The organism is Microbacterium oxydans, from assembly GCF_006540085.1.
GTDB lineage: Bacteria > Actinomycetota > Actinomycetes > Actinomycetales > Microbacteriaceae > Microbacterium > Microbacterium oxydans.
Genome location: NZ_BJOG01000001.1, coordinates 734,869 through 757,360 on the forward strand (window position 1 = coordinate 734,869; position 22,492 = coordinate 757,360).

The 22,492-nt window shown below is 69.4% G+C and carries 21 protein-coding genes; 14 read left to right on the top strand and 7 right to left on the bottom strand.

Annotation, left to right across the window (positions count from 1 at the left end; all coding sequences use genetic code 11):
• Positions 1 to 10 precede the first annotated feature (10 nt).
• The gene (locus MOX01_RS03450) at positions 11 to 1,480 is read right to left on the bottom strand and encodes a peptide MFS transporter (RefSeq protein ID WP_058631698.1); all 1,470 of its coding nucleotides are present in this window, start codon (positions 1,478 to 1,480) and stop codon (positions 11 to 13) included.
• A gap of 116 nt (positions 1,481 to 1,596) precedes the next feature.
• Here MOX01_RS03450 and MOX01_RS03455 point away from each other — a divergent pair, with 116 nt between their 5' ends.
• On the top strand, positions 1,597 to 2,982 hold the full coding sequence (locus MOX01_RS03455) for a glycine--tRNA ligase (RefSeq protein WP_141368382.1): 1,386 nt from the start codon (positions 1,597 to 1,599) through the stop codon (positions 2,980 to 2,982).
• A gap of 129 nt (positions 2,983 to 3,111) precedes the next feature.
• Here the strand turns inward: MOX01_RS03455 and MOX01_RS03460 are convergent, their stop codons facing one another.
• Positions 3,112 to 4,068, bottom strand: a complete 957-nt coding sequence (locus MOX01_RS03460) for a helix-turn-helix transcriptional regulator (RefSeq protein ID WP_046747480.1) — start codon at positions 4,066 to 4,068, stop codon at positions 3,112 to 3,114.
• Between the two features lie 69 nt (positions 4,069 to 4,137).
• Here MOX01_RS03460 and MOX01_RS03465 point away from each other — a divergent pair, with 69 nt between their 5' ends.
• Entirely contained in the window at positions 4,138 to 5,292 is a 1,155-nt protein-coding gene (locus tag MOX01_RS03465; protein WP_141368384.1) for an epoxide hydrolase family protein, read from the top strand.
• A 143-nt stretch (positions 5,293 to 5,435) separates the two neighbouring features.
• On the opposite strand, the gene MOX01_RS03470 is transcribed toward MOX01_RS03465, so the two are convergent.
• Genes MOX01_RS03470 through MOX01_RS03480 form a run of 3 tightly spaced genes read right to left on the bottom strand, consistent with a single transcriptional unit; the run spans position 5,436 to position 7,759 of the window.
• Complete coding sequence (locus tag MOX01_RS03470; RefSeq protein ID WP_061017816.1) at positions 5,436 to 5,861, bottom strand: DUF1801 domain-containing protein; 426 nt, start codon at positions 5,859 to 5,861, stop codon at positions 5,436 to 5,438.
• Complete coding sequence (locus tag MOX01_RS03475) at positions 5,858 to 6,430, bottom strand: HhH-GPD-type base excision DNA repair protein (RefSeq protein WP_058631694.1); 573 nt, start codon at positions 6,428 to 6,430, stop codon at positions 5,858 to 5,860. The genes MOX01_RS03470 and MOX01_RS03475 overlap by 4 nt, the downstream gene beginning before the upstream one ends.
• Positions 6,431 to 6,463: 33 nt before the next feature.
• Positions 6,464 to 7,759 (bottom strand): glutamyl-tRNA reductase, encoded by a 1,296-nt coding sequence (locus tag MOX01_RS03480; RefSeq protein ID WP_061017813.1) that lies wholly within the window; start codon positions 7,757 to 7,759, stop codon positions 6,464 to 6,466.
• An 87-nt stretch (positions 7,760 to 7,846) separates the two neighbouring features.
• On the opposite strand from MOX01_RS03480, the gene hemE reads away from it, so the two are divergent.
• From hemE to hemL, 10 genes are all read left to right on the top strand, one after another.
• Positions 7,847 to 8,869: a uroporphyrinogen decarboxylase gene (gene hemE, locus MOX01_RS03485; protein ID WP_141368386.1), complete on the top strand. Its 1,023-nt coding sequence runs from the start codon at positions 7,847 to 7,849 to the stop codon at positions 8,867 to 8,869.
• A 96-nt stretch (positions 8,870 to 8,965) separates the two neighbouring features.
• Positions 8,966 to 10,558: a protoporphyrinogen/coproporphyrinogen oxidase gene (locus MOX01_RS03490; protein ID WP_058631693.1), complete on the top strand. Its 1,593-nt coding sequence runs from the start codon at positions 8,966 to 8,968 to the stop codon at positions 10,556 to 10,558.
• Positions 10,559 to 10,738: 180 nt separating this feature from the next.
• A complete protein-coding gene (locus tag MOX01_RS03495) occupies positions 10,739 to 11,185 on the top strand; it encodes a hypothetical protein (RefSeq protein WP_046747488.1) in 447 nt (148 codons plus the stop codon).
• Position 11,186: 1 nt separating this feature from the next.
• Complete coding sequence (locus MOX01_RS03500; protein ID WP_046747489.1) at positions 11,187 to 11,594, top strand: phage holin family protein; 408 nt, start codon at positions 11,187 to 11,189, stop codon at positions 11,592 to 11,594.
• Positions 11,581 to 11,853 carry a hypothetical protein gene (locus MOX01_RS03505; RefSeq protein WP_046747490.1) on the top strand — a complete coding sequence of 91 codons (273 nt, stop codon included), beginning with the start codon at positions 11,581 to 11,583 and terminating at the stop codon, positions 11,851 to 11,853. The genes MOX01_RS03500 and MOX01_RS03505 overlap by 14 nt, the downstream gene beginning before the upstream one ends.
• A gap of 130 nt (positions 11,854 to 11,983) precedes the next feature.
• Positions 11,984 to 12,664: a hydrogen peroxide-dependent heme synthase gene (hemQ, locus tag MOX01_RS03510; protein WP_046747491.1), complete on the top strand. Its 681-nt coding sequence runs from the start codon at positions 11,984 to 11,986 to the stop codon at positions 12,662 to 12,664.
• 4 nt (positions 12,665 to 12,668) lie between these two features.
• Complete coding sequence (hemC, locus tag MOX01_RS03515) at positions 12,669 to 13,664, top strand: hydroxymethylbilane synthase (protein WP_058631692.1); 996 nt, start codon at positions 12,669 to 12,671, stop codon at positions 13,662 to 13,664.
• On the top strand, positions 13,661 to 14,458 hold the full coding sequence (locus tag MOX01_RS03520) for a uroporphyrinogen-III synthase (protein WP_046747493.1): 798 nt from the start codon (positions 13,661 to 13,663) through the stop codon (positions 14,456 to 14,458). Before hemC ends, MOX01_RS03520 begins: the two co-directional genes overlap by 4 nt.
• Positions 14,455 to 15,432: a porphobilinogen synthase gene (gene hemB, locus MOX01_RS03525; RefSeq protein ID WP_141368388.1), complete on the top strand. Its 978-nt coding sequence runs from the start codon at positions 14,455 to 14,457 to the stop codon at positions 15,430 to 15,432. The genes MOX01_RS03520 and hemB overlap by 4 nt, the downstream gene beginning before the upstream one ends.
• A 22-nt stretch (positions 15,433 to 15,454) precedes the next feature.
• Positions 15,455 to 16,777, top strand: a complete 1,323-nt coding sequence (gene hemL / locus MOX01_RS03530) for a glutamate-1-semialdehyde 2,1-aminomutase (RefSeq protein ID WP_141368390.1) — start codon at positions 15,455 to 15,457, stop codon at positions 16,775 to 16,777.
• A 142-nt stretch (positions 16,778 to 16,919) separates the two neighbouring features.
• Here hemL and MOX01_RS03535 read toward each other — a convergent pair whose 3' ends face one another.
• Positions 16,920 to 18,419: an HNH endonuclease signature motif containing protein gene (locus tag MOX01_RS03535; RefSeq protein ID WP_141368392.1), complete on the bottom strand. Its 1,500-nt coding sequence runs from the start codon at positions 18,417 to 18,419 to the stop codon at positions 16,920 to 16,922.
• A gap of 133 nt (positions 18,420 to 18,552) precedes the next feature.
• Between MOX01_RS03535 and MOX01_RS03540 the strand changes: the two genes are divergently transcribed.
• Positions 18,553 to 19,002 (top strand): hypothetical protein, encoded by a 450-nt coding sequence (locus MOX01_RS03540; RefSeq protein ID WP_046747664.1) that lies wholly within the window; start codon positions 18,553 to 18,555, stop codon positions 19,000 to 19,002.
• Positions 19,003 to 19,105: 103 nt separating this feature from the next.
• On the opposite strand, the gene MOX01_RS03545 is transcribed toward MOX01_RS03540, so the two are convergent.
• Positions 19,106 to 21,148 (bottom strand): ATP-binding cassette domain-containing protein, encoded by a 2,043-nt coding sequence (locus MOX01_RS03545; RefSeq protein WP_141368394.1) that lies wholly within the window; start codon positions 21,146 to 21,148, stop codon positions 19,106 to 19,108.
• A gap of 113 nt (positions 21,149 to 21,261) precedes the next feature.
• Between MOX01_RS03545 and MOX01_RS03550 the strand changes: the two genes are divergently transcribed.
• Positions 21,262 to 22,323: an enoyl-CoA hydratase/isomerase family protein gene (locus MOX01_RS03550; RefSeq protein ID WP_061016862.1), complete on the top strand. Its 1,062-nt coding sequence runs from the start codon at positions 21,262 to 21,264 to the stop codon at positions 22,321 to 22,323.
• The last annotated feature ends 169 nt before the right edge of the window (positions 22,324 to 22,492 follow it).

Consider the following 22,492-nt stretch of genomic DNA (forward strand, 5'->3'; position numbering starts at 1 on the left):
CGCGGAGTGCTCAGCGCACCCCGCGCATCAGCTTCAGCACGGGCTTCACGCTGAGCAGCAGTCCGATGCCGACGACGATCGCGATGCCGCCGAGGATCGAGAAGAACGGCACCTCGTCGTCGGGGTTGTAGAACCGCACGAGCTCGCCTGAGATCGCCGTGCCGAGCGCGATCGACAGGAAGAACAGCGCGACCATCTGGGTGCGGAAGACGGTCGGTGCGAGCTTGGTGGCCGCCGACAGACCGACGGGGGAGATGAGCAGCTCCGCCACGGTGAACACGAAGAGGATCCCGACGATCGCGAGCAGCGGTGTGGAGTTCTCCCCGCCACCGGCGAACGGCAGGAAGAGCAGGAACGCCGACCCCATGATGATCGCCGCCAGGGCGAACTTGACCGGCGTCGAGGGCTGACGCTTCCCCAGACGGGTCCAGATCGCCGCGAAGACGCCCGACAGGATGATGATGAAGACCGGGTTGATCGACTGCACCCACGACACGGGCATCTCCCAGCCGAACAGGTTCCGGTCCAGGCGCTGGTCGGAGTAGATCGTCAGCACCGTGAACTGCTGCTGGTACAGCGACCAGAACGCGACGCTGGTGATGAAGAGCGGCAGGAAGGCCCACACGCGCGAGCGTTCGGTGGCGTCGATCCGACGGCTGCCGAGGATCACCGAGAAGTAGGCGACGGCGGCGATGATCGTGACGCCGATCACGAGGGCGGCCAGGTTGTCCGGGCGGATCACCCCGGTCAGCACCAGGACGGCGATGACCACCACCGCGGCCCCGGCGATGACTCCGACCAGGAGGTACCGGGACTTCGGGAGTGGATTCGGCACCTCACGCGCCGAGGCGGGGAGCGACTTGCGGCCGAACGAGTACTGGATGAGTCCCAGCGTCATGCCGATGGCCGCGAGGCCGAAGCCGTAGTGGAAGCCCAGCGACGACTGCAGGATGCCGGTGAGGATCGGGCCCAGGAACGCGCCGAGGTTGATCCCGAGATAGAAGAGCGAGAAGCCCGCGTCGCGTCGAGGATCGTCTTCGCTGTAGAGAGTGCCGACGACGGACGACGCATTCGCCTTGAGTCCGCCGGATCCGACGGCCACGAGCACGAGCCCGACGCCCACGCCGACCGCGCCGGGGAGCAGCGCGAGGGCGAGGTGTCCCGCGACGATGACCATCGCGCTGACGAACAGCACCCGCTCGGCGCCGAAGAGGCGATCCGCGAGCCAGGCGCCCAGGATCGTCGACAGGTAGACCGATCCTCCATAGGCGCCAACGATGCCGCCGGCGACGGCCTTGGGGATGCCGAGGCCGCCCTCGGTCACCTCGAAGTACAGGTAGATGAGCAGGATGCCCTGCATGCCGTAGAAGCTGAAGCGCTCCCACATCTCGACGCCGAAGATGTGCACCAGTGCCCACGGCTGCCCGAAGAAGCGGGTGTCGTCGTCGCGGGTCCGCGGTGTTCGCGCTGCAGTGCTCATCCCCAGGACGCTACTCCGGCGCAGCCGCGGAGGCCAGGGAGCGCGCGGGAACGACGGATAGAATGGGATGCCCGTGTTCGCGGGTTCTCCTCCCGCATCCGACCATTGGAGCCACCATGGCCGAACAGTCCCGCCTCGACAAGGTCATCGCCCTCGCCCGCCACCGCGGGTTCGTGTTCCAAGCGGGTGAGATCTACGGCGGTTCCCGGTCGGCCTGGGACTACGGCCCCCTGGGCACGGAGCTCAAGGAGAACATCCGCCGCCAGTGGTGGCAGACCTTCGTGCGGGGTCGCGGCGACATGGTGGGCCTGGACTCCAGCATCATCCTCCCCAAGCGAGTGTGGGAGGCGTCGGGCCACGTCGCGACCTTCACCGACCCGCTGGTCGAGTGCCTGCAGTGCCACAAGCGCTTCCGTGCCGACAACCTCATCGAGGACTTCGAGGCGCGCAAGGGCCGCAAGGCCGAGAACGGTCTGGCCGACATCCCCTGCCCGAACTGCGGCACCAAGGGGCAGTACACCGAGCCGAAGGCCTTCTCCGGTCTGGTGAAGACGTATCTCGGCGTGGTCGACGACGAGTCCGGCCTCTACTACCTGCGCCCCGAGACCGCGCAGGGCATCTTCGTGAACTTCTCGAACGTGCTCACCGCGAGCCGCAAGAAGCCTCCGTTCGGCATCGGCCAGGTCGGCAAGGCCTTCCGCAACGAGATCACCCCCGGCAACTTCATCTTCCGCACGCGCGAGTTCGAGCAGATGGAGATCGAGTTCTTCACGCCGCCGGCTGAGGCCCAGGAGTGGTTCGAGCACTGGGTCGAGGCCTGCTGGAACTGGTTCATCGACCTCGGCATCGATCCGGAGAACATGCGTCAGTTCGACGTGCCGGAAGACGACCGCGCGCACTACTCGGCCGGCACGATCGACGTCGAGTACAAGTTCGGCTTCGCGGGCAAGGAGTGGGGCGAGCTCATGGGCGTCGCCAACCGCACCGACTACGACCTCTCCAGCCACAGCGAGGCATCCGGCCAGAGCCTGACGTACTTCGACCAGGCCACGGGCGAGCGCTACACCCCGTACGTGATCGAGCCGTCGTTCGGCCTCACCCGCGCGATGATGGCGTTCCTCGTCGAAGCCTATGTTGAGGAGCAGGTGCCCAACGCCAAGGGCGGTACCGACGTGCGCACCGTGCTCAAGCTCGACCCGCGTCTCGCACCGGTCAAGGCCGCGGTGCTGCCGCTGTCGCGCAACGAGAAGCTGTCGCCGCTCGCCCGCGAGGTCGCCGACACGCTCCGCAGCTCGTGGGCCGTCGACTTCGACGACGCGGGTGCCATCGGCCGCCGCTACCGTCGCCAGGACGAGATCGGCACCCCGTTCTGCGTCACGGTCGATTTCGACTCTCTCGACGACCGTGCGGTCACCGTGCGCGACCGCGACACCATGGCGCAGGAGCGCGTCTCGATCGACGAGCTGCACGCCTACCTCGCGGAGCGTCTGCGCGGCGCCTGAGCGCTCTCACCTCTCTCTCCCTCTCGCTCTCGCTCGCCCTTCGCCGAGACCCATCCCCACCGCCGAGACCCATCGTGATCGGAGCACGTAGGAGTGGGTCTCGAAGGGGAGGGTGGGTTTCGATCCCCGTCATGATCCCCGCACGGCGCGCGCGTAGCGCTCGGAGAGGAGCTGCAGGCGAGGGAGCAGCTCGGGCGGACTCTCGACCGTGAAATCCATCATCAGCATCCCGATGTAGGCGGCGATGGTGTCGAGGCTGTCGGCACCGGTGACGAGGATGCAGTGCTCGTCGTCGACGGGTTCGACCACCCCGACCGCGGCGTGGATGCGGTCGAGCACGGCCTCCGCCGGCGCGTCGATGCGCAGTCGGGCGTGCACGATCCACCCGCTCACCGCGATGGTCCGCATCGCGAAGGCCGTGTAGTCGCCACCCGGGAGCGGTCGCGCGTCGAAGCGGCGGTGCGTCGGCATCCGCAGGTCCATCCAGTCGACCCGGTACGTTCCCCACTCGTCGGCGTCGGGGTCGCGTGCCACGAGGTACCAGCGCCGCACCCAGGTGAGCAGCCGATACGGCTCGACCAGCCGGGGAGCCCCCTCGTAGTCGAAGCGCAGCCACTCCTGGTCGCGGATGGCGCGCGCGATGGCCTGCAGCGACGCGGCGTCGACTTCGGGGTCGGGCGCGTCGGTGTCGTTGTTCTCCGGGGCGCGGTCGACGCTGGAGCGGAGCGCGTCGACGGTGGGGCGCAGGTGCGACGGCAGCACCTGCTCCAGCTTGGCGAGCGCTCTCGCCCCCGACTCTTCGACCCCCGCGATGCCGGCGGCGGCGCGGAGTCCGACCGTGACCGCCACGGCCTCCTCATCGTCGAGGAGGAGCGGAGGGAGGGTGCCGCCCGCCCCGAGACGATATCCGCCGACGGATCCGCGCGTGGCATCGACGGGATACCCGAGCTCGCGCAGTCTCTCGATGTCGTGCCGCACGGTGCGCGAGGAGACACCGAGTCGGACGGCGAGGTCGGTGCCGGAACGCCCGGGGCCGGTCTGCAACAGGGCCAGCAGCGCGAGCAGTCGAGCGGTCGGATCGGCCATCGGAGCTCCTCGAAAAGTCGTGCATCCATTAGGAACGAATCCAACCTAATGCGCTCCTATCTTCGAGCTATGGACAACACGACGCTCAGCTTCCGCCCCTTCACCGTCTCGGTCTCCGCTGCCGAGGTCGCCGATCTTCAGGATCGCCTCGCCCGCACCCGCCTTCCGCAGCCCTCGCCGACGGACGATTGGGATGCGGGCACCCCCAACTCCTACCTGCGTGAAGCCGTCGCCGCCTGGCGCGACTTCGACTGGGCAGCCGCTCAGGAGAGGATCAACGCCGTCCCGCACTTCACCACCGAGATCGACGGCCAGACGATCCATTTCCTCCACGTGCGTTCGGCTCACGAAGGTGCGACCCCACTGCTGCTCGCCCACACCTACCCCGGCTCCTCGATCGACTACCTCGACCTGATCGATCGGCTGGTCGATCCCGTGGCGCACGGCGGCCGTGCCGAGGACGCGTTCGACCTCGTGATCCCGGATGCACCCGGCTACGGGTTCTCGCAGCCTCTGGCATCGGCGGGGTGGACGACGGCTCGGGTCGCGGAGGCGTACGACCGTCTCATGCGCGGTCTCGGTTACGAGAGCTACGGCATCCACGGTTCCGACAACGGCGCCATGGTGGCTCGAGAGCTGGGCCTTCGGGAGCCCGCGGGCTTCCTCGGACTGCACGTGCTGCAGCTGTTCTCGTTCCCGTCGGGCGACCCCGCGGAGTTCGAGAAGCTCGAGCCTGCGGACTACGCCGGCCTGGAGCACATGCAGTGGTTCCAGTCCGTCGGCGGCTACAACGCGATGAACTCGTCGCGTCCGCAGACAGTCTCGGTCGGGATCAGCGATTCCCCGGTGGGGCTGCTGGCCTACAGCGAGCTGTTCAACTCGTTCGGCAACGGTACGTCCTTGGTGCCGCTGGAGAAGATCCTGCTCGAAGTCAGCGTGAACTGGTTCGCGAACGCGGCATCGGGCATGAGCCGCAGTTACCTCGAGAACGCCAGGGCGGATGCCGCTGCTGCTGCCGAGGGCGTAGAGCCGCAGATCAACGCCGCGCGCACCGGGGTCGCGGTGTTCGCGGATGACTTCCAGACGATCCGGGTCTTCGCCGAGCGCGACAACTCGAACATCGTGCACTGGAGCCGCTTCGACGAGGGCGGGCACTTCGCCGCCCTGGAGCGCCCCGACCTGCTGGCGGGCGACATCCGCGCGTTCTTCGCCCCGCAGCACTGACTCCTGTCACGTCGGGCCAGACCCACGCTCCTCGCCGAGACCCATCCGCGCAAACGCTGTTGCGGATGGGTCTCGGCGCGCAGCATGGGTCTCGAACCTCGCGAGCACGCGAGCACGCTCGTGGCGCGACTCTTCGCCCGGACTCAGCCCGTGACCGTGAGGCGCACGCCCTCGCTGCCGCCGGCCTCGACCCAGGCCAGCGAGCGCTCCAGGATGCCGCGGAGCACGTCCAGATCGACCTGCTCCAGGTCTTTGATGTACAGGCAGCCGACACCGGTCGTGTGGGGGCCGAGTTCCGCCAGAGCTTCGGTGTGCGCGTCCACTCCGTCGAACAGGTAGATCGTCGTCGCGGCCTTGCGCGGGGCGAAGCCGAGCAGCCCGCTGTCGCCCTCCGTGCCGGTGGGGTAGCGGTAGTGGCAGGAGCCGAATCCGATGATGGTGCCCCAGGTCTGCGGCTCGCGACCGGTGATCTCCTGCATGAGCGCGGTCAGCGTCTCGGCGTCCCTGCGGCGCACTGCGGGGGAGGAGCGGGCGATGAGCCCGGCTACGTCATCCCCCGTCGGCTTCACTTCGTGGCCTTCGCCGCCGCCTTCATGGCCTTCTTGTGCTCGCGCACCTTGGCGAGGGAGTCGGGCGAGACGATGTCGGCCACGCTGCGGTACGACCCGTCCTCGCCGTAGGGGGCTGATGCCTCGCGCCAGCCCTCGCCGGTGAAGCCGTACTGCTTGCCGAGGAGGGCGAGGAAGATCTTGGCCTTCTGCTCTCCGAACCCGGGGAGTGCCTTGAGCCGCTTGAGCACCTCGGGTCCCGACGGGTCGCCCTGGGTCCACAGCGCGGACGCGTCGCCGCCCCAGTCGTCGACCAGGGTCTGGCACAGCGTCTGAACGCGCGTCGCCATCGACCCGGGGAACCGGTGCACGGCGGGGGTCTGCTTGAAGGCCTCGAGGAACTCGTCCGGCGCCATGCCGGCGATGGTGGCGGCATCAGCCGCTCCGGTGCGCTGCTCGATCTTGAGCGGACCGGCGAACGCGGTCTCCATCGGCACCTGCTGGTCGAGCAGCATCCCCACCAGCAGAGCCAGCGGGTTGTCGGTCAGCAGCTCGTCGGCGGCGGTGTCTCCGGTGATGTGAAGGGCCATGCCTCCACTCTGCCACCGCGGGGGCTGAGCGCGTCAGGCGCTGGCGGCGTCGTCCACGGAGTCGGCCTCCGGCGCGATGCCGTACAGGGCGGCCAGCGCGGCGGTGAACTCGTCGGCGCGGCCCGCGGCAGCGAGTTCGTGCGCACGCACGGTCGGGGTGTGCAGCAGCACGCCGGAGAGGTGTCGCAGGGCCTGCTCGACCTTGCCGTCCTCGTCGCCGCGTGCGCGGGCCCGGGCGATCTCCCGCTCGAGCAGCTCGAAGATGTGCGAGCGGAAGGCCACGACCGACGGGGTCACACTCTGGCGCGCGCCCACCACGTGGAAGGTCTCGGCGGCCTCGCGGACGACGCTGCGAGCGGCATCCGTCGCCTGAAGCTCTTCGAGGGGCGCGTGCAGTCGGATGGTCTCGAGGTCGAGCAGTGCGACGCCCTCGAGCGACGCGACGGCGGGGTCGACGTTGCGGGGCATGCCGAGGTCGACCACGAGCTGACTGTGCGTGCCGACGGGGCAGCCCGCCGCGGCGGGGCCGGTCGGCAGCTGCAGGTGCTCAGGGCCGAGGACCGGTTCCGTGGCGGTGGTGCAGGTGATGAGAAGGCTCGACCGTGCCGCGGTGCGGGCGTACTCGTCGGCGGTGATCGGCCGGATGCCGTGCTTCGCGGCGAAGACCTCGGCACGGCCGGAGGGCGAGTACACCGAGATGTTCACGGCGCCGCGCTCGCGGAGCGTCGCGAGGGTGACGGCCGCGTAGGCGCCGGTTCCGACCAGCAGCACACGCTCCGCAGACCAGTCGGCGATGCGGCTGTCGGCGAGTTCGAGCGCGAGGCGCACCAGAGAACGACCGGCGCGGCCGAGGGCGGTCACGTTCTTGACCTTGCGCTGAGCCTGGCTGGCGCGCTGGAAGAGGCGCTCGAGCTCGGGCGAGGTGGTGCCGTCCTTGCGAGCGGACTTGAGGGCGCGGCGCACCTGACCGGCGATCTCGCCCTCTCCGGAGACGACGGACTCGAGCCCGGATGCCACGGAGAACAGGTGCTCGGCGACGCGACGTCCGGCGTGGACGGTGTAGGCGCCGTCGAGGTCGGCGGCGGGGATGCCGGTGGCGGACTCGACCGCTTCGATCACGGCTTCGACGCCGATGGCGCCTGCGGCGGTGACCGGTTCGTCCATTTCCACGTACGCCTCGAAGCGGTTGCACGTCGCCAGCACGACCGCACCCTGCACACACGGCGTCATGCCCACGATGGTGGGAGCGACGTCGTCGGGGGTGCGGCTCAGGCGTTCGAGCAATTCGAAGGAGGCGGTCTTGTGACTCGCCGTGACACACAGCAGCACAGATCGATTGTACCGGAGCGTCTGCGGGCGAAGGGTCGGTAGCTCGAACTCGGCGGCTCCATAAGGGGTGGATGGGAGGATGGGAGTATGGCCCTCTCCGATGCCCCGCTCCTGCGCGCCCTCGCCGGCGACCGTCCCGCACACGCCCCCGTGTGGTTCATGCGGCAGGCGGGCCGCTCCCTCCCGGAGTACCGCGAGCTGCGTGTGGGCACCCGGATGCTCGACGCCTGCCTGACTCCCGACCTCGCCGCGGAGATCACCCTGCAGCCGGTGCGCCGTCACGGTGTGGACGCGGCCGTCTTCTTCAGCGACATCGTCATCCCGCTGCGGCTCGCCGGGGTCGAGGTGGAGATCGAGCCGGGTCGCGGTCCGGTGTTCGCGAACCCGGTGCGCACGGCGGCCGACGTCGAGCGCGTCACCGCGATCGATCCGGACGATCTGGACGGCACGGCCATCGCCGAGGCCGTGCGGCTCGTCACGGCCGAGCTCGGCGACACCCCGCTGATCGGATTCGCGGGCGCCCCGTTCACCCTCGCCGCCTACCTCGTCGAGGGCGGGCCGTCCAAGGAGCACCTGCGGGCCAGGGCCATGATGCATTCCGACCCGGAGTCGTGGAACCGCCTCGCGGGCTGGTTGGCGCGTGTCTCCCGTCGCTTCCTCGAGACCCAGCGCGACGCCGGGGCATCCGTCGTCCAGCTCTTCGACAGCTGGGCCGGTTCCCTCAGCACGGCGGACTACCGCGCCTTCGTGGCCCCGCACTCGCACGCCGCCCTGTCCGGCATCGGCCTGCCGACGATCCACTTCGGGGTCGGGACAGGTCCCTTCCTCGCCGACATGCGCCTCGACGGTGTTGCCGACGGCGTGGGTGTCGACTGGCGGCTGCCCCTCGACGAGGCCGCTGCGATCCTGGGGCCGGATGTCACGGTGCAGGGCAACATCGACCCCGCGCTGCTCTCCGCACCGTGGTCGGTCCTGGAGGCCCATGTGCGTGACGTCGTCGAGCGGGGTCGCGCGGCGCGCGGGCACATCCTGAACCTCGGCCACGGCGTGCCGCCGGAGACCGACCCGGATCAGCTCACCCGCATCGTCGAGCTGGCGCACACGATCTGACCGTCACCGCCCCCTGCGGAATCGTGCGCCTGATCCGTAGATCCGTGACGGTGAAGCGTCCGGGCGGGAGAACGGGGCGGTGCGAGAATTGACGGCATGAGCCCTGAGTCCTCGTCCGCCGAGCCCTTCGACCTGGCCGCCCGCGCGGCCGAGAAGCACGTGGTGGTCGTCGGTGGGGGCATCGGAGGGCTCGTCGCCGCGCGCGAATGCGCCAAGGTCGGGATGCGCGTCACCGTCCTCGAGGCCGAAGCGGTGCTCGGGGGCGCGATCCGCCGGGTCGACCTCGACGGTGTCACGGTCGATGCCGGGGCGGAGAGCTACGCCACCAGGGGCGGCCTCGTCCGCGCCCTCGTCGAGGAGCTCGATCTCGCCGATCGCATCGTGGTGCCGCAGGCCGGTGGCGCCTGGCTGGCAGGCATCCCCGGTGTCGGAGCTGCCCCGCTTCCGGCGGGCGGCATCCTCGGCATCCCTTCGAATCCGTTCCAGCCCGACGTCCGTCGCATCATCGGGTGGTCGGGTGTCTGGCGCGCATACCTCGATCGGGTGCGTCCGCCCCTCACGATCGGGCACCAGCTGAGCCTCGGGAAGCTCGTCGCGTCGCGCATGGGGGCGAAGGTGCGGGATCGACTCGTCGCCCCCGTGACGACGGGCGTCTACTCCGCGTCTCCGGACGACGTCGACATCGACGTCGCGGCCCCGGGGCTCAATGCCGCCCTGACCAGGGTCGGCTCGCTCTCCGGCGCGGTGCAGACCCTCCGCGACGAAGCCGCGGCGAAAGCTGCGGCGACAGCGCCGGAGGCCGACGGCACCGCCCCAGTCGTGGCGAAGACTCCTGGAGCTGCCGTCGAGGGCCTCTCCGGGGGGATGAGCACCCTCATCGATGCGCTCGCCGCCGACCTGAAGCGCCTCGACGCCGATGTGCGCACGGGCGTTCGGGTGCGCAGTCTCCGCAGGACGGGTGCGACGTGGTCTGTCGAGGCCGAGTCCGCGACGGATGCGGAGCACGGCGGTGAACCGGCGCTCGAGGGCGCACCGGCCGATGAGGACGTCGCGGCGGAATCCGCGCCACCGGTGATCGAGGAGCTCGACGCGGACGCCGTCATCATCGCGACGCCCGAGTCGACGGCGCGAGGACTCCTCGCCGCGGTGATACCGGACCTCCAGAAGACGCAGGCCGCGGCCTCGCCGGAGATCGAGATCGTCACGCTTCTCCTCGACGCCCCCGAGATCGCGTCCGCCCCACGGGGAACAGGTGTGCTCACCGTTCCGGGGAGCCACACGGCCAAGGCCCTGACGCACTCGACCGCGAAGTGGGGCTGGGTGGGGACTGCGGCGGGTTCCCGGGAGATCGTCCGCGTGTCGTTCGGAGCTCAGGGCGAGCCGGCCGCCACCGCTCGGCTGACCGATGACGCGGCGGCTGCACTGGCGCGGAGCGAGGCGGCCGCCCTGCTCGGAGTCGCCATCGCTCCCGAAGCCGTGATCGCCTCGCATCGCGGTCGGTTCGTCCAGTCGCAGCCCGCATCGATCATCGGATCCGGCGAACGGCGCACGGCCGCGCGCGCGGCGATCGAGGCGGTGCCCGGCATGGCCGTGGTCGGCGCCTGGCTTGCGGGGACAGGGCTCGCCCAGGTGATCCCCGACGCCAGGGATGAGGCCGACCGCCTCCGGCGCTTCCTTCTGTGGGACTGAGCGCTTCGACGGACTGAGCGCCATGACCGAGAGAGCGCTCCGTGTCAACCCTCTGACCCATAGATGCCGAAATCGGCATACGGGGTTACGCTGGGTACCTGGCCGCGGGGTGCGAGAGCCTGCGACCGATCCCAACCGGGCGAATCTGGCCGGACTACCGGAACAAGGTGAGGAGACCCCATGAAGGGGAAGATCGGACTCGTCGTCGGACTCGGCGTGGGCTACGTCCTCGGCACCCGTGCCGGACGTGAGCGCTACGAGCAGATCAAGACGCAGTGGCTCAAGGTGTGGCACCTCGATCCCGTGCAGGAGCAGGTCACCAAGGTCAAGGGCTTCGTCGGCGACAAAGCCGCAGCCGTCCCCGGTGCGCTCTGGACCGGCGTCGTGAAGGTCGCGAAGTCCGTCAGCGGCAACGGCACGCCGGGTCAGCGCCTCGACTCCGCGATCGCCACCGGTCGTGAGGCCGCAGAAGACCTGGCCGAGGCGACGGAGGAAGCGGTCGAGGCGGCGAAGGCCACGGCTTCGTCCAGCAAGACCTCGACGTCCGCCTCTTCCAAGCCCGCCGCGAAGAAGCCGGCTGCCAAGAAGCCCGCCGCGAAGTCGGCCACCAAGAAGTCCGGCGCCTGACATGCCCCGCGGATACCGTGATCGTGCCGACGACAGTCTGCTGACTCTCCTCGGGGATCTGCCGGAACTCGTCACGAATCTGGTCAAGGCCGAGATCGACGCGGCGAAGGCGTGGATCTCGCGCACCTCGAAGGACGCCGGCATCGGTTCCGTGTGGTTCCTCGTCGCGCTGTTCTTCCTGTTCTGGGCCGTGCCGGTGATCCTGGTCTTCGCGATCGCGGGTCTGTCGTCATGGTGGCCCGTATGGCTGTCCGCGATCGCGGTGTTCGGCATCCTGATCCTCGCGGTGCTGCTGTTCGCTCTGCTGGGCGTCCTCAAGTTCCGCAAGGTGCTCGCGCGCCAGAATCCGGCTCAGGCCGTAGCCGAAGACATCCGAATCGTGAAGGAGGCCGGCGATGACGAATTCTGAGTCGCTGCCGCGCACCGCCGTCCCCGGCGGGATCGTCGACCCGGTCGCCTCGGCTCGTGCGGAGCTGAAGGCCGCCCTCGCCGCGATCGAGATCAAGGGGAACATCCCGCGCCGGGTCGAGAAGGCGTCGACGCGAGCGGTGGCCAGGGCGCGCGTGTTCGCCGACCGCAACCCGATCGGGGCGGTCGCCGCCACCGTCGGCATCGCGGCGGCGGTCGGCGGCGCGGTCTGGGCGATCGCACGCTTCATCTCGCGCTGACACGCATCTCGCACTGACACGCATCTCGCACTGACACGCATCTCGCACTGGTGCGCAGCATTCCAGGATGTCGTGAGGCGCCCGTCCGGGTGATTAGCGGCTCCTGCGTAAACGAGGCAGACTGGGGAGCATGATGTCCGAAGAGCGCGATGAGAACCCGTCCGGCTTCACCCTCTGGGCCGTCTGGCGACGAAACCCCGACGTCCCCGTGACGGAGAACGACTCGACCGAGCTCGAGACGATCGTCTCCTACATCGAGGACTCGGGCGTGACCGTCCGCGGCTTCTACGACGTCTCCGGGCTCAAGGCCGACGCCGACCTCATGGTGTGGCTGCACGGTGACACGGCGGAGGAGCTGCAGAAGGCGCTGCGCCGCCTGCGTCGCACCGAGCTGCTGCGCTCCCTCCTCCCGGTGTGGAACGTGATGGGCGTGCATCGCGACGCCGAGTTCAACCGTTCGCATGTGCCGGGCTTCCTCCGCGGCATCGGCCCCAAGGACTGGCTCTGCCTCTACCCGTTCGTGCGCACGCCGGAGTGGTACCTCGCCCCGGAGGAGGAGCGTCGCACCATGCTCGCCGACCACGGACGCAAGGGCGCGGCGTTCAAGGGCGTGCTCGCCAACACCGTCGCCTCGTTCGCGCTCGGCGACTACGAGTGGCTGCTTCCGCTCGAGGCCGATGAGCTCACCGACCTCGTCGACATGATGCGCGATCTGCGGTACACCGACGCCCGCCTGTACGTGAAGGAGGAGGTGCCCTTCTACACGGGGCGCAGGCTCCGGTTCGACGAGATCGCGGACGTCCTCCAGTAAGCGCATGAGCACTCCCATCCGTCTCGGTACCCGTCGAAGCGCGCTCGCGCAGGCGCAGTCGGGTCATGTCGCCGCGGCTCTCGAGAAGCTGTCGGGGCGCCGGGTCGAACTCGTCCCGATCACCAGCGAAGGCGACACCAACCGCGCGTCGCTCTCCGAGATCGGCGGGCAGGGCATCTTCGCGACGCGTCTTCGCGAGGCGTTGTTCGCGGGGGAGTGCGACTTCCTGGTGCATTCGCTGAAGGATCTCCCCACCGCCATCCCTGAAGGGCTCGTGATCGCGGCGACCCCGAAGCGCGAAGACCCGCGTGACGTGGTCCTGACCCGTGACGGCACCGCGTTGCACGAACTCCGCTCGGGAAGCACCGTCGGTACCGGCTCACCGCGACGCATCGCCCAGGTCCACCGGCGAGCACCCGGCGCCGAGGTCGTCGACATCCGCGGGAACGTCGATTCCCGGCTCGCCAGAGTCGTCTCCGGTGAGCTGGACGCGGTGATCCTCGCGGCAGCCGGTCTCTCGAGGCTCGACGCGAAGTCGCCGCTCCGACGCGAAGAGCTCGGTCTCGCAGAATGGCCCACCGCGCCGGGACAGGGTTCGCTCGCGGTCGAGACCCGGGCGGACGCCCCGCAGGAGCTGCTCACGGCCCTCGCCGGTCTCGACGACACCGACACGCGTCTGGCCATCACCGTCGAGCGCGCGATCCTGCAGGGCCTGGATGCCGGGTGCCAGGCACCGATGGCCGCTCACGCCGTCGTCGACGGCTCCTCGATCCGCGTCAGGACCGTCGTGTACGCCGCTGACGGGGGTCGCCGGATCGGCCTCGACGTCACGGAAGACCTGAACGGGGAGTATATTCGTCGGAACGGCAGTGGCAATGGAGCGGATGCTGCCGATGGTGCAGACCCGATGCACGCAGCGCGCGAGCTCGGGTTCACTGTTGCCCGTCGGCTGCTCGATCAAGGGGCGGCCGGCCTCGTATCCCGAGAGCAATCCTCATGACCACTTCCGAAATCAAGCAGGACCGACCGCTGGACGGCTGGCGCATCCTCGTGCCCCGTGGCGGGCCGTGGGGCGACAGCGTCGCCGCGAGCCTGCGCGCGCTGGGCGCGGTCCCCGTCGTCGCCCCGCTCATCAACTTCGCGCCGACGACAGACCAGGCGACGCTCGACTCGGCGTTGGCGCAGCTGGCCGCCGGGGAGTTCGACTGGCTGACGGTCACGAGCGCCACCACCGTCGACGTGCTCTTCGCCCACAGGGCGGTCGTGCCGCGTTCGACCAAGATCGCCGCTGTCGGCGAGACGACCGCGGCGGCTCTGCAGGCGGTCGGCTACGAGGTCACGCTGGTCCCGGAGCAGGACAACTCCGCAGAGGGGATGGCACAGCAGCTCATCGCCCTCGAGAAGGAGCCGCGCCGCATCCTCGCGCTGCGCAGCGAGATCGCGAAGCCCGTGCTCAGCCGGCTGCTCTCCGAAGCGGGCCATGATGTGCACGGTGTCGTGGCGTATCGCACGGTCGGCGTCCCGGTCACGGAGCGGATCCGCCGCGATGTGGAGAACGGTCGGATCAACGCGATCCTCATCACGAGCGGTTCGGTCGCCGAGCAGGTGCGCGAGCAGTTCCCGGAGATCCCCGACGACACCCTGCTCGCGGCTATCGGCCCCCGCACCGCGAAAGACGCGCAGCGCGCCGGGCTTCCCGTGTCGGTGGTGGCCGACCGTCAGACGATCGACGCCCTGATCGAGGCCGTCTCGCACTTCACCCTTCCGCACGCGGCCGACGAGTTCGCGCCGTGAGCTTCCCCGACGTGCGACTGAGACGACTGCGGCAGTCTCGTGCAGTACGCGATCTGGTGCGCGAGACCTCGCTGCTGCCGGGGCAGCTCGTCCTCCCGCTGTTCGTGCGAGAGGGCATCACGGATCCCGTGCAGATCGGGTCGATGCCCGGTGTCGCTCAGCACTCCCTCGATTCGCTGCGTGCGGCCGCGGTCGAGGCTGCGGAGGCGGGGGTCGGCGGCGTGATGCTGTTCGGCGTCCCCGAGGTGCGCGACGCCCTCGGCTCGGGTGCCGATGATCCGCATGGGATCCTCAACGTCGCAACCGAAGCGCTCGCGGCAGAGGTCGGCGACGCGCTCGTCGTGCAGACCGATCTGTGTCTCGATGAGTTCACCGACCACGGACACTGCGGCGTGCTCGCGGCCGACGGCTCCGTCGACAACGATGCGACGCTCGAACGGTACACCGCGATGGCTCTCTCCCAGGCGCGCGCGGGGTCGCAGCTGCTCGGGCTGTCCGGCATGATGGACGGCCAGGTCGCCGTGATCCGCAAGGCGCTCGACAGTGAGGGCTTCACGGACACGCTCCTGCTGGCCTATGCGGCGAAGTACGCGAGCGCGTTCTACGGACCTTTCCGGGAGGCAGTGGACTCTCAGCTGAAGGGCGACCGTCGCACGTACCAGCTCGATCCGGGAAACCGTCGCGAGGGCGTGCGCGAAGCAGTGGTGGACGAGGCCGAGGGTGCGGACATCGTCATGGTGAAGCCGGCGATGGCCTTCCTCGACGTGCTCCGCGAGGTGCGCGACACCGTGAGCATTCCGGTGTGGGCATATCAGGTCTCCGGCGAGTACGCGATGATCGAGGCCGCCGGTGCGAACGGGTGGATCGATCGTCGAGCAGCCGTTCTCGAGTCCCTTCTCTCCATCCGCCGCGCCGGTGCGGATGCGGTGCTCACCTACTGGGCCACCGAAGCGGCCGGCTGGCTGCGCGACTGATTCACCGAGGAGCACTCCTTTCATGAACGACCGTAACGACGACCTGTTCTCCGCTGCCCGCGCGGTCATCCCCGGTGGGGTCAACTCCCCGGTGCGTGCTTACGGTTCGGTGGGCGGGACGCCGCGGTTCCTCGCTTCGGCGAAGGGGGCGAAGGTCACGGATGCCGCCGGCCGCGAGTATGTCGACCTCGTCGCGTCGTGGGGCCCTGCGCTGCTGGGGCACGCGCACCCGGAGATCGTCGCCGCGGTGCAGGAGGCCGCAGCCCGTGGCCTGTCGTTCGGCGCTCCGACGGAGGGCGAGGTCGAGCTCGCCGCGTTGATCGCCGACCGTGTGCGGTTCGGCGAGATCCGTCCTGTCGAGCGCGTGCGTCTGGTCTCCACGGGTACTGAGGCGACCATGACGGCCATCCGCCTTGCGCGGGGCGCCACGGGTCGCGACCTGTTGGTGAAGTTCGCCGGTCACTATCACGGGCATTCGGATGGCCTTCTCGCCGAAGCAGGTTCCGGCGTCGCGACGCTCGCGCTTCCGGGGTCGGCAGGTGTCCCGGCACCGATCGCGGCGCAGACGCTCGTGATCGGGTACAACGATCCCGAGGCGCTGGCTGCGGTGTTCGCGGAGCATGGCCAGCGCATCGCCGCGGTCATCGTCGAAGCCTCGGCCGCGAACATGGGCGTCGTGGCCCCGCTGCCCGGTTTCAACCGTCTGATCGCGGAGACCGCCCACGCCCACGGAGCGTTGATGATCCTCGATGAGGTGCTCACCGGATTCCGGGTGCACCCGGCAGGGTTCTGGGGTCTGCAGGCCGCTGCGGGCGAGGACTACCTGCCGGACATCTTCACGTTCGGCAAGGTCGTCGGTGGAGGCATGCCCTTGGCCGCGCTCGGTGGTCGAGCAGATGTCATGGATCTGCTCGCTCCCCTCGGGCCGGTCTACCAGGCGGGCACTCTCTCGGGGAATCCGCTCTCGGTCGCAGCGGGTCTCGCGACGCTGCGGCTCGCGACAGCGGAGGTCTATGCGACGGTGGACGCCGCATCTCTTCGAGTCTCTACCGCCCTCGACGCGGCCCTCACCGACGCCGGCGTGACGCACGCGGTGGCCACCGCGGGCAACCTGTTCAACGCCTCGTTCCGCGCGTCGGCGCCGAGGGACTACGCCGAAGCTCAGGCTCAGGAGTCGTTCCGCTACGCGCCGTTCTTCCACTCGCTGCGTGAGCAGGGGGTGGCGCTTCCCCCGAGCGTCTTCGAGGCGTGGTTCCTGACCGCGGCCCACGGTGAGGACGAGCTGCAGCAGATCGAAGCCGCTCTTCCTGCCGCGGCCGCTGCGGCCGCAGCTGCTCGTCCATAACCGCGCGTTGGTGAGGGCGCGTCCATGACCGCGCGTCCATGAAGGCTCGTCCGTGACTGTGCGTTCGCGCCTGTGCCTTCGTGGCGTCCGTGACTGTGCCTGTGCTTTCGTGGCGTCCGCGGCTGTGCGTTCTGGACCGCGGTCAGACGAACATGACGCGGCGCGGTGATGCGTCGGTGTAGCACCGGCCGAGCGGGCTGGTCCACTCGATGTCGCCGCCGGGGGTCTGTCTCGCGCGCCATCGGTGCTTCTCGGCGATGTCGGGATGCTTCAGCGCGTGGTGCCCGACGCAGAAGTGGCTCAGGTTGTCGATCGACGTCGCTCCGCCCTTCGCATGGTCGTGATTATGGTCGATCTGACACCGGTGGACGGGTGTGCGGCACCCGGGGAATCGACAGTGCTGGTCTCTGGCCTGGAGATGCCGCCGCATCGCCGCCGTCGGGGCGTAGGCGGCTGTGGCCGTCACGATGCCGGCGCGGTCGAGGAAGAGGCGGGACCAGCCGCCGTTGCGTCCGGCGAGGTCGCGGGCGATGTCGGGGTGCAGTGCACCAATGCCGTCGAGCTCGGCAGGCCGTTCGTCGATTCCGGCCAGCGTCTCGGCAGCGATCGTGACCTGGATGCGGGCGTGGATGCCCTCCAGAGCTGTGCCCGCCGCGGCAGAGGGATCCGTGGTCAGGAGCAGGTCGCTGAGCAGGTCGGTGCGGACCGCATCGATGCCTCGCTCATCGGTCGGGGCGGATGGGACACCGAGTGACGGATCCGTCGTGAAGGTGTCTCCGTCGCCGAAGATGACGTGGGCGTCGACGCGTGCGTCGCCGGTGTCCGGTCCGCAGGGTGGCTCGCTGTCGTACGGGTGGCTGTTGAGCACAGGGTCTTCGCGATGGGAGTCGTCGGCTCGCAGGTCCTGCAGAAAGACCCGATCGGCGCCCGAATCGAGGTCGTCCGAGGACAGCGCCGGTGTGTCATCGCCCGGAGAGGGATGGTCGCCTCGTGTGGCGATGACGTGCTGTGCGAGCCGGGTCAGTCGGTCGAGGATCGCGTGGGCGAGATGCTCCGGCAGCACGACCTGCAGCAGCGCGAGGCCGTCGTCGAGCGACCGCAGCGTGACTGACCGCTCCCCGTATGCCCGCCGATGGCGCTCGACCACGGTCTCGCAGGCGAGGGACGACGCGACGCGGCGCACCATCGCGCGGGTGCGTGCGGGAGAATCCTGCTCCGCGACGACGAGTGCGGCAGTGTCGTACAGGGTGAGCGCCTCGGTGGCGGCTCGACCATCGCGAACGGCCTGCCGCACGATGGCGCCCTCGCGCACGATCTCTCGAACGTGTGCCGCACTGATCGCGCCGCGTCGGAACGCGTCTCTGACGACCGGGTGCTCGGCCTCGAGGAAGAGGGCGTCTGTGAAGGCGTACTCGATGCTGCCCTTCGACACGCGACCGGCCGCCGAGTACTCGGCGATCATCGAGCGGTGGATCGCCTCGCGGTGCTGCGGCTGCTCGTGGACATCTTCTTCCTGCAGCCGCAGACGATCGGCGAGCAGCGCAGACGCTTCTGCCTCGAGGATCGCGATGCGTCGGCGCTTCTCCACCCACGCGTCGAGCAGCGTCTCGCGCTGATCGATGTCGTTCGTGGAGGGAGGCATGAGTCGGGTATAGTACATATGTTCGAATAGAGGAAGGGGATGTGGATGACTGGTGCTGATCGACAAGGGATCGTTGCGTTCCTGTGAGCAACTTCCAGACAACTGGCAGGGCCACGCTGGCAGACTGGGGGACATGGTGACGTTGCTGCTGGACCAGACGCAACTGGAGGTCGTGCTCTCGCCGATCGAACGTGCCGCCACCTTCCACCGTGACAACCTCCGGATCGCGCGCGACACCATCGCCAAGGTGCAGCTGACCGAAGATGCCTGGACCTGGCTCCGCGGCGTGCCGAACCCCGGCACGCACATCCCCGGCGTCCTCGCTGCCGGCAGCTGGAAGGCCGCGGGCAGCCTCGACTTCGTGCTGATCCGTCGCCGTCGTCCGAGCGTCGTGATCGATCTCGAGGGCGACGAGCAGTACCGCCGTCTGATCCTCACCACGAGCCACGGGCTCGCGCTCACGCAGGCTCTGCGACTCGACGTGTCGGATGAGCCCGCCAACGTCGAGGAGATCGTGGCGACCGCGCCTGTGCCGGTCTCGAAGGGGCGCCGTCGTCCGGTCATCCGTCCTCGGCCTGCCTGACGCGAGGCGGCTCAGGATTATGAATCCACGGTAGACCCGCTTCTGAATGCGGAACGCCCTCCGGGCCGAGAGGCCGGAGGGCGTTCTTCGTCAGCCGAGTCGCTCAGTTGCGACCGTGTTCGTCGTGGCCGTGCTCGTCGTGACGGTGTTCGTCGTGACGGTGTTCGTCGTCAGGCTCGCTCTGCTCGCCGGCACCGGCGTCGGCGGTTCCGGACTGCTCGGTGCCGTGTTCGTCAGCGCCGAACCCGTCGGGCAGAGACTCCTCGGTGGGCGACTCCTCCGTGGGGGACTCCTCAGCGCCCGGCTCCTCGGCTTCGGATGCGGCGGTGTCGCCCGCCTCTCCGGAATCCGTCGATGCGGCCAGCGGCACCGTGTCGATGACACCGGTGGATGCGACGGTCCAGTGCGCGCCCTCGTCGGAGACGCCGCCCTCGCCGTGCTGCTCCTCGGCCGTCTGGTTCTCGGTGCTCAGCGGGTAATCCCTGGGTTCGTCCTCGTAGTAGGCGCGCGCAGCCGCCGCGAGCATGGAGCTCACCGCCGCGGAGCGCGGATCCTCGTCGTCGGCGGTGACAGCAGCGACATCGTCGGAGGAGTCGGAGTCGTCAGAGGTGGACGCGAGAGTGTCGTCCTCCGTTGGGCCTGCGCCGAGCTGGTCGTCGGACTCGTCGGTGTGCGTCGATTCGGGTGCGTCGTGAAGATCGGCGAAGACCTCGACACCGCTGTGGTGCTCGTTTCCGTTCGCCGGATCCGCTGCCTGATCGCCTGCTGCCTCGGCCGGTGCGGCGGAGCCGAACAGGATCTCATCGAACGATCGTTCCGGAGACTCCTCGGAGGGTGCCTGCTCGGCCTGCGCATGCTCCGCGTCGTGTTCGGCGGCAGGAGCTTCGTCCGTCGAAGCCGAGGCGTCGGACGAAGGCGCGTCCGATTCGTCCGACGTGTGCTCGGAGCGGTCGCCCGTGTCCACGGATGCGGCGAGGTCGTCGACAGGGGCCTCGCCCGCAGGGGCGGCTGCGGCCTCAGCCGCCCAGGCGGCAGCGGCTGCCACCGGGATCGCGACCACGGAGTCGGCCGGAGCCGGCCCGGCCACGGAGGTCTCCGCCCCGGTGACCTCCGCTGCGGTGTCTTCGGAAGCGGTGTCTTCGGAAGCGGTGTCTTCGGAAGCGATGTCCTCCGCCGCGGTGACCTCCGCTGCGGTGTCTTCGGGGGCCGTCGCAGCGAGCTGCGGTGGCGTCGCCGAGATGCTCGGGGCGAACCGGCCACCGCGCATCAGGTCGATGAAGACGTCTTCGAGTGTCGGCCCTCGCTGGACGAGGGTGCTCAGGGCGATGCCCGCGTCGGCGGCGACCGCTCCCACCGTGCCGGCGTCTCCGCCGCGCACCGTGAGGCCCGAACGCAGCACCTCGATGTCGAAGCCGGCCTCCTGCAGCGCGGTCGTCAGCGCGCTGCGGTCCGCGGCGTCCACGATGACGGATCCGCCCTTGGGGTCGGCGAGAGTCTCGATCCCGCTGGAGAGCACGAGCGTGCCCTTCGAGAGCACGAGCACGTTGTCGGCGACCTGCTCGACTTCGCTGAGGACGTGCGACGACACGAGGACCGTGCGCCCTTCGTCCGCGAGGCGACGCATCAGGAGTCGCATCCAGCGGATTCCCTCGGGGTCGAGTCCGTTGGCCGGTTCGTCGAACACGAGCGCGCCGGGATCGCCCAGCAGGGCGTGGGCGACGCTGAGCCGCTGACGCATGCCGAGGGAGAATCCCCCGATGCGGGAGCCGCCTTCACCCTCGAGGCCGACCAGGGAGAGCACTTCGCCGACGCGGGCCAGGGGGATGCCGTTCGCCTTGGCGGCGATGGTCAGCTGACGCTCGGCGGTGCGTCGAGGGCGGTAGACCGTCTCCTCGAGCACGGATCCGATGGTGCGCAACGGCTGCCGCAGCTCGGCGTACGCCGTGCCGCCGATGGTCGCCGTGCCCGAGGTGGCGCGCACCTGGCCGAGGAGGATCCGCAGCGTGGTGGTCTTGCCGGCACCGTTCGGGCCGAGGAAGGCGGTCACGGCACCGGGCTCCACGCGCGCGGAGAAGTCCGAGACGGCGGTCACCTCATTGAAGCGCTTCGTCACGTGCGTGAACTCGAGCACCTGTCCTTCAGGCATCCGTGACCTCTCGTCGCATTTGAACAGTTCCTCCCTATCCTGCCGGAAAAGCCTGTCGGATCCCGCATTTCGCGCGGAATACCGCCTTCCCCGGAAGGGGTAGCCTGGCGAGCGTGACCGAATCCCACGCTGCAGACCGCATCCTCGTCCGCACCGAAGGCGCGCTCGGACGACTCACCCTCAACCGTCCGGAGGCGATCAACGCGCTCGACGTCGACATGATCGAGAGCCTCACCGCGGTCCTGAACGCCTGGCGTGACGACACCGACGTGCAGATCGTGCTGCTCGACGGGGCAGGCGAGCGCGGCATGTGCGCGGGAGGCGACGTGCGCGCTCTGCACGGGCAGATCGTCGCGGGTCAGGCTGACCAGACGGCGGAGTTCTTCCGTGCGGAGTACGCCTTGAACGCCATGATCGCCGAGTATCCCAAGCCCGTGGTGGCACTGGCCGACGGCATCACGATGGGTGGTGGCATCGGGCTGGCCGGCCACGCCGCGATCCGCATCGTCACGGAACGCTCGAAGCTCGCTATGCCGGAGACCCGTATCGGATTCACTCCCGACGTCGGGGGAACCTGGCTGCTCGGCCGCGCTCCTGGGCGTCTGGGCGAGTACTTCGGTCTCACCGGATCCACCATGAGCGGCGCTGATGCCGTCTACCTCGGCTTCGCGGATCACTTCGTGCCATCCGACCGTCTGGACGCATTGCGCGAGGCCCTCGCCTTCCGTGCCGACCCGACCGGTCCCAGTGAGATCGTGCTGCTGTTCGACGAGACCCCGGAGCCCTCGCAGCTCCCGGACGCGCGCGCGTGGATCGATGAGGCCTTTTCCGCCCCCACCGTGAGCGAGATCGTCGAACGATTGAAGGCTCAGGGGACGACGGAGGCGGCGGCGACCGCTGACCTGCTCGAAGACCTCGCGCCCACCGGGCTCACCGTGACGCTCGACGCCGTCCGCGAGGCGCGCGACCTGCCGGGGCTCCGCGCGGCGCTGGAGGGCGAGTACCGTCGCGTGATGTGGTTCGTGAACGAGCATCCCGACCTCGTCGAGGGCATCAGAGCGCAGATCGTCGACAAGGACCGCGATCCGAAGTGGAACCCGCCCACGCTCGCCGAGCTCGCGCCCGACGCCGGCGCCCCCGCGCGCGACTACGTCCCGCAGCCCACGTTGTTCTGAGCCCTCGGGGTCAGGGCGGGCACTCGGGGTCAGGGCGGGCACTCGGGGTCAGGGCGGGTCGCGGTTCCGCAGTGCGCTGCAATCAGCCGCACTTGTTCGCCCGCGTGCAGAAACCGCAGATCGGGGCGGGAAGCGGTTCGCTGTGAGCGAAGGTCCACCATGAGGGGGA

What these genes read in the sequence shown, in the direction of transcription:
- MOX01_RS03450 (WP_058631698.1), bottom strand. Translation starts at nt 1,480, where the DNA reads ATGAGCACTGCAGCGCGAACACCGCGGACCCGCGACGACGACACCCGC.
- MOX01_RS03455 (WP_141368382.1), top strand. Translation starts at nt 1,597, where the DNA reads ATGGCCGAACAGTCCCGCCTCGACAAGGTCATCGCCCTCGCCCGCCAC.
- MOX01_RS03460 (WP_046747480.1), bottom strand. Translation starts at nt 4,068, where the DNA reads ATGGCCGATCCGACCGCTCGACTGCTCGCGCTGCTGGCCCTGTTGCAG.
- MOX01_RS03465 (WP_141368384.1), top strand. Translation starts at nt 4,138, where the DNA reads ATGGACAACACGACGCTCAGCTTCCGCCCCTTCACCGTCTCGGTCTCC.
- MOX01_RS03475 (WP_058631694.1), bottom strand. Translation starts at nt 6,430, where the DNA reads ATGGCCCTTCACATCACCGGAGACACCGCCGCCGACGAGCTGCTGACC.
- hemE (WP_141368386.1), top strand. Translation starts at nt 7,847, where the DNA reads ATGGCCCTCTCCGATGCCCCGCTCCTGCGCGCCCTCGCCGGCGACCGT.
- MOX01_RS03490 (WP_058631693.1), top strand. Translation starts at nt 8,966, where the DNA reads ATGAGCCCTGAGTCCTCGTCCGCCGAGCCCTTCGACCTGGCCGCCCGC.
- MOX01_RS03495 (WP_046747488.1), top strand. Translation starts at nt 10,739, where the DNA reads ATGAAGGGGAAGATCGGACTCGTCGTCGGACTCGGCGTGGGCTACGTC.
- MOX01_RS03500 (WP_046747489.1), top strand. Translation starts at nt 11,187, where the DNA reads ATGCCCCGCGGATACCGTGATCGTGCCGACGACAGTCTGCTGACTCTC.
- MOX01_RS03505 (WP_046747490.1), top strand. Translation starts at nt 11,581, where the DNA reads ATGACGAATTCTGAGTCGCTGCCGCGCACCGCCGTCCCCGGCGGGATC.
- hemQ (WP_046747491.1), top strand. Translation starts at nt 11,984, where the DNA reads ATGATGTCCGAAGAGCGCGATGAGAACCCGTCCGGCTTCACCCTCTGG.
- hemC (WP_058631692.1), top strand. Translation starts at nt 12,669, where the DNA reads ATGAGCACTCCCATCCGTCTCGGTACCCGTCGAAGCGCGCTCGCGCAG.
- MOX01_RS03520 (WP_046747493.1), top strand. Translation starts at nt 13,661, where the DNA reads ATGACCACTTCCGAAATCAAGCAGGACCGACCGCTGGACGGCTGGCGC.
- hemL (WP_141368390.1), top strand. Translation starts at nt 15,455, where the DNA reads ATGAACGACCGTAACGACGACCTGTTCTCCGCTGCCCGCGCGGTCATC.
- MOX01_RS03535 (WP_141368392.1), bottom strand. Translation starts at nt 18,419, where the DNA reads ATGCCTCCCTCCACGAACGACATCGATCAGCGCGAGACGCTGCTCGAC.
- MOX01_RS03540 (WP_046747664.1), top strand. Translation starts at nt 18,553, where the DNA reads ATGGTGACGTTGCTGCTGGACCAGACGCAACTGGAGGTCGTGCTCTCG.
- MOX01_RS03545 (WP_141368394.1), bottom strand. Translation starts at nt 21,148, where the DNA reads ATGCCTGAAGGACAGGTGCTCGAGTTCACGCACGTGACGAAGCGCTTC.